Origin of the sequence: Corynebacterium lubricantis DSM 45231, from assembly GCF_000379425.1 — a bacterium.
GTDB classification, from domain to species: Bacteria; Actinomycetota; Actinomycetes; order Mycobacteriales; family Mycobacteriaceae; genus Corynebacterium; species Corynebacterium lubricantis.
Window position 1 is genome coordinate 1 of record NZ_KB902218.1, and the last position, 4,468, is coordinate 4,468.

4 protein-coding genes and 1 pseudogene are annotated in these 4,468 nt (G+C 61.4%); all 5 read right to left on the minus strand.

Annotated features, from left to right (window positions below):
* Positions 1-407: 407 nt before the first annotated feature.
* The 5 genes and pseudogenes from A37O_RS15705 to A37O_RS0110355 all read right to left on the minus strand — a co-directional run bounded on the left by A37O_RS15705 (position 408) and on the right by A37O_RS0110355 (position 4,166).
* Positions 408-1,122: pseudogene (locus tag A37O_RS15705) on the minus strand (IS6 family transposase).
* 307 nt (positions 1,123-1,429) lie between these two features.
* Positions 1,430-2,080 (minus strand): vitamin K epoxide reductase family protein, encoded by a 651-nt coding sequence (locus A37O_RS0110340; RefSeq protein WP_018297428.1) that lies wholly within the window; start codon positions 2,078-2,080, stop codon positions 1,430-1,432.
* 9 nt (positions 2,081-2,089) lie between these two features.
* Positions 2,090-2,797: a DsbA family protein gene (locus A37O_RS0110345; RefSeq protein WP_018297429.1), complete on the minus strand. Its 708-nt coding sequence runs from the start codon at positions 2,795-2,797 to the stop codon at positions 2,090-2,092.
* Between the two features lie 101 nt (positions 2,798-2,898).
* On the minus strand, positions 2,899-3,231 hold the full coding sequence (locus tag A37O_RS0110350) for an ArsR/SmtB family transcription factor (protein ID WP_018297430.1): 333 nt from the start codon (positions 3,229-3,231) through the stop codon (positions 2,899-2,901).
* Between the two features lie 143 nt (positions 3,232-3,374).
* Positions 3,375-4,166, minus strand: a complete 792-nt coding sequence (locus A37O_RS0110355) for a M23 family metallopeptidase (protein ID WP_018297431.1) — start codon at positions 4,164-4,166, stop codon at positions 3,375-3,377.
* Between the last annotated feature and the right edge of the window lie 302 nt (positions 4,167-4,468).

Here is a 4,468-nt window from a genome sequence, read left to right on the forward strand (position 1 = left end):
ATGATTTCACGGGGGAAATGACGACCGGAGAAGATGCCCATGGCTGTGATTATTTCACGCAGGTCTTCCTGTCGCCCGAACTTTGCAACAGCACCGATTTTTCTAAGTCGAAGTTCCCTGTGGGCAGCTCCTTTCTTTCCGGAAGTTCCTAACTAGTACAACAGGCACCCTTATTCGTCTCGGTATGTGGTATTTTTCCCCGAGGTTAGCCCGGGGTCTTGAAATATCCTGGCCATAGATAAGTATGTGTGGCCGATGATGATTAAAAGCCTTGCTTCAAGACTGAATAAAGGTCATTCCAATTTAGATAACGCTCGGTATAGAGTTGCTGGTGCTGTTGCAAAGTTGGGGGAGAGCCGCGAAGACTCAGTTTCTCATTCCCTGATGGCCGCTGCGTGTAGGCGTTCTCAGGCCGTCTCGAAGACACGGTTAACGATCACCGCGTCCGGATTCGGTTGCCCTGAGGTGAACATGATGCCCTGGCCTTTTCGTGAATCGAGTGCATCGCTTCCATCCCCTTCAGTGTCTGATATGCAGACGTCCTGTTCTTGAACGCTCTTTTCGGCCCCAGGATTCGTTTCAGCCGGCCATGATCGCCCTCGAGAACATTGTTCAGGTATTTCACCCGACGATGCTCGACCGTCGATGGACAGACGCCTTCCGCCTTTAACTGAAGAGGTTGCCCTGGCCAGTGAGGGGGCCTTGTCGGTGCTGATCACCTGCGGGTAGCCTGCCGATTTATTCGACCGCAGCGTCTTCGCCAAGAAACGCTTCGCTGCGGCCACGTTCCGCTTCGAGGAGAGGTAGAAGTCCAAGGTCTACCCACCAGCGGTAATAGCCCGATAGAGGTAGCACCACTTTCCCCCGACCCGGATGTAGGTCTCGTCCACTCGCCAGGACCTGGCCTGCCAGTCAGGTACCTGCCGGTGACCTACGGGTCTGCTTGTCCAGCTCAGGAGCGTATTTCTGCACCCACCGGTAAATCGTGGTGCGATCGAACCGCACGCCGCGCTCGGTCATCATTTCCTCGAGGTCTCGATAGTTGATGCCGTAGCGGCAATACCCCCGTACTGCCCACAGGATGACCTCGCGAGGGACACGTCGACCCGAGAAGATAGCCATAGGCTCGATCATTCCACGGCGCTTTGCCTGCCGCCCCAACTTTGCAACAGCACCTTCCCGACCTCCACCTTGCCGCCGTGGCTGCTTCAGGCCCTGGAACAGGATCTTCGTCTATCCCCGGAGGTCATCAATGAACTCAGCCAGGACGAGGCCCAGCAGCTGCTCGTCCAACACTGGACAAAGCCCCAGGGCTCAAGCGACACCACCGTCACCGGGTCTGCTGGTGGGGATCGTCAGTGCTGCCGACAGGCAGCTGCGCGAGCCCCGGGCTGTCGGTAGAGGCGTGAAAAACCACAGTGCATGAGCGTCAAAGGGTGGTGAAATCGGAGTAGAAGCTGAAAAACACCGAGGCCGCCACAGCGACGTACACCACGGCGATCAGGGTGCCTGCCCACTGGGAGGCAAACCGCACCACAGCAGAGGAGGCGGGGAAGAGGCCGTGGGCGAGGTTGCGTACTGTGAGCAGGATAAACAGCGGGACCATCATCGCCCACACCACCATGCAGTACAGGCACAAAATATGGATGACGAACAGCGCCTGGTACCACAGCCAGATGATGAACAGCAGGCCCACGGTCACACCCGCCTGCAAACCTCCCCAGTACCAGTCGGCGAAGCGTGCCCGCGACAGCATGGCCATCGCGGTGGTGATGACCACGGCGAAGGCGACGATGCCGATCAACGGGTTGGGGAAGCCGAAGAGTTCGGACTGCCAGGTGCCCATCACTTTTCCGCAGGAGACCAGGGCGTTGATGTCACAGGTGGTGACATGCTCGGCGTCCTCGTAGAGGGCCAGGCGTTCAAGCACCAGGATACCGGAGGCCACCCAGCCGATCACGCCGGTGACCAGCAGGATGAGGGCGAAAGGACGCTGGCGGGCAAAGACCGGCAGGAAGGTGTCGTCGTTCGTCTCGGTCACAAGAACCTCATTGTCGTCGGCGGGGGCTGGGTGCATCATGGATTCGGATTAGTCGGCGGCGGCCGCGTCGACCTCGGCCCGGAACTGCTCCAGGGAGTCCGGGGTCAGGAGCTGACCGTCGAGGAAGAAGGTCGGGGTGCCGCGCACACCCAGGGCCGTGCCGTCAGCCACATCGAGTCGGACCCGTTCCTCGGTGGCCGGATCGGCCACAGCGGCGTCAAAGGCGGCCATGTCTAGACCCAGGTCCTCGGCGAAGCCGCGGAAGACCGCACTGTTGTCCTCGGCGGACTCACCCCACTCAGACTGGGTCTCAAACATCCGGTGGTACATCGCTTCGTACTGGCCCTGCTGGGCGGCAGCCTCCACAGCCACGGCAGCGGGCATGGAGTTGCGGTGACCCGGCAGCGGGAAGTAACGGTTGACGAAGGTGACGGTGTCGGAGTACTCCGCACGCAGTTCCTCCACGAAGGGGTAAGCCGCCCGGCAGGCCTCGCACTCGAAGTCGAGGAACTCCACCAGCACGGCCTTCTCGTTCGGCGCCTGGGACAGCACCCGACTGTTGTCCCGGACCACCTGCCCCGCATCACTGGTCACGGTTTCCGGGGCGGGCGCAGAAGCGGAGTCGGATCGGCCGAGGAAAAAGGCGACGATCCCGGCGATGACGACGATTGCCAATAACGCCCAGACAATGATCTGGGCTTTTCTCCAATTTCCGGAGGGCCGGGTGGAGGTGGTGCGGTTGGTGGGGGTGCTCACGAGGGGTCCGTTCTATCTCTGGTGGAAATTAAGGGGTGTCGAGGCCGTGGGCCCCGGGGGACCCGGCACGGTGGCGACGAAGTCCTCCAGGACCGAGGCGGTCATGAGCAGGTGCATCCGTCCGGCGAACAACAGGCCGGATCGATGGTGACCACCAACTCGAGTAACTCACCGAGGGCGTGACCCAGTTGGGGGTCAGCCAGGGAATACCAGACGTTGCGCCCCTCCGGGGTGGAGGCCACCCGCCCGCATCCGCGCAGACAGGCCAACTGATTCGACATCACCTGTTTGGAGACATCCAACTGCCGGGCCAGGTCCGAGGGTCGGGCGGGCCCGTGGCGCAAGGCCAACAGGATCCCGGTCCGGGTGTCATCGGACAGGGCATGGCCCACCCGGGACAACGCCGAGGTGTGAGTGACGGTCACCGTGCTCATAATCGTAGACAGTACACAATCCCCTGTACTACTCCTCGGTGCCCTCGGCGGAGGAGTGTGAGATGACCTGGAGCATGTTGACATCCGGACCACAGGCGCTGGCCTGAGGGTCAGGACCGGGTTTTCTCCCGGGTGGGGGAAGGTTAGAAGGTGATGCCGTGCTGGGCGAACCAGGGGGCGGGGTCGACGGCGCCGCTGCCGGTCGGGTAGAGCTCAAAATGCAGGTGGGAACCGGTGGAGAAACCTCGGTTGCCCATGCCGGCGATCTTCTGGCCGGCGGTGACCTGCTCACCCACGCTGACATCGAGGGTTTCCATGTGGCCGTAGACGGCAATGGAGCCGTCATCGTGCTGGATGCGGATCCACTGGCCGAAACCGGAAGCCGGTCCGGAGTCGATGACGGTGCCGCCCATGGCCGCAAGAATTGGGGTGCCCACGACGTTGGCGATGTCTAGTCCTGCGTGGAGGCTGCCCCAGCGCATACCGAAACCGGAGGTGAAGGTGCCTTCAGTGGGTTTGACCACGGATGAGGCGTTGGCCAGGCGTTCTGCCTCAATGCGTTCTGCTTCCAGACGTGCGGCCTCAGCGCGGGCGGCCTCGGTGCGCTCGGCGGCGTACTCAACCGCCTTGTCCAACTGCTCGTTGATATTGGTTACCGGCTTATACTCTGAGATCGTCAGGATCTGCGGGGCCGTCTCCGTCGTGTCCGGGGGCAGCGCGGTGTCATTGGTGGCCAACTGCACGCCACCGACAGTGTCCTGCGGGGAGATCGAGGCTTCAGCCTGGGTCTGCAGCGTGGCGGCGGCGGCACCCCCGATACCCGCGGACGAGACCGCTCCCGTGGCCACGGCCACCAGGGCTACGCGGCTCTTGGTTTGCGAGGTGGGGATCTTGCGGTGTTTTCCTCCGGCTGATCGCTGGGCCTTCAGGAGCATGAATCTTCTTCCGTCGTTGTCCGTTGTCCCGCCACACTCGATCTCACCGTTGTACTCGTTAGAGACGAAATTGTGACTGTTCCGTTACCTGATGGAGGTGACGTTAACCTCTCATCCCCACCGAAGTCACCTCCGGAGTCCATTTAGTGATCTATTTCATAGTTTCCTCGGCTCCTAGGACCTGTTATGAAAGTCGTTTGAGCCAGCGGTCAATGTTCGCGACCCGGATGACTGCCTCGAACCGGACGGCGAGTTTGTCGTATCGGGTGGCCACCCCGCGGTTGTGTTTGAGCGCGTTGAAG

What these genes read in the sequence shown, in the direction of transcription:
- A37O_RS0110340 (WP_018297428.1), bottom strand. Translation starts at nt 2,080, where the DNA reads ATGATGCACCCAGCCCCCGCCGACGACAATGAGGTTCTTGTGACCGAG.
- A37O_RS0110355 (WP_018297431.1), bottom strand. Translation starts at nt 4,166, where the DNA reads ATGCTCCTGAAGGCCCAGCGATCAGCCGGAGGAAAACACCGCAAGATC.
- A37O_RS0110350 (WP_018297430.1), bottom strand. Translation starts at nt 3,231, where the DNA reads ATGAGCACGGTGACCGTCACTCACACCTCGGCGTTGTCCCGGGTGGGC.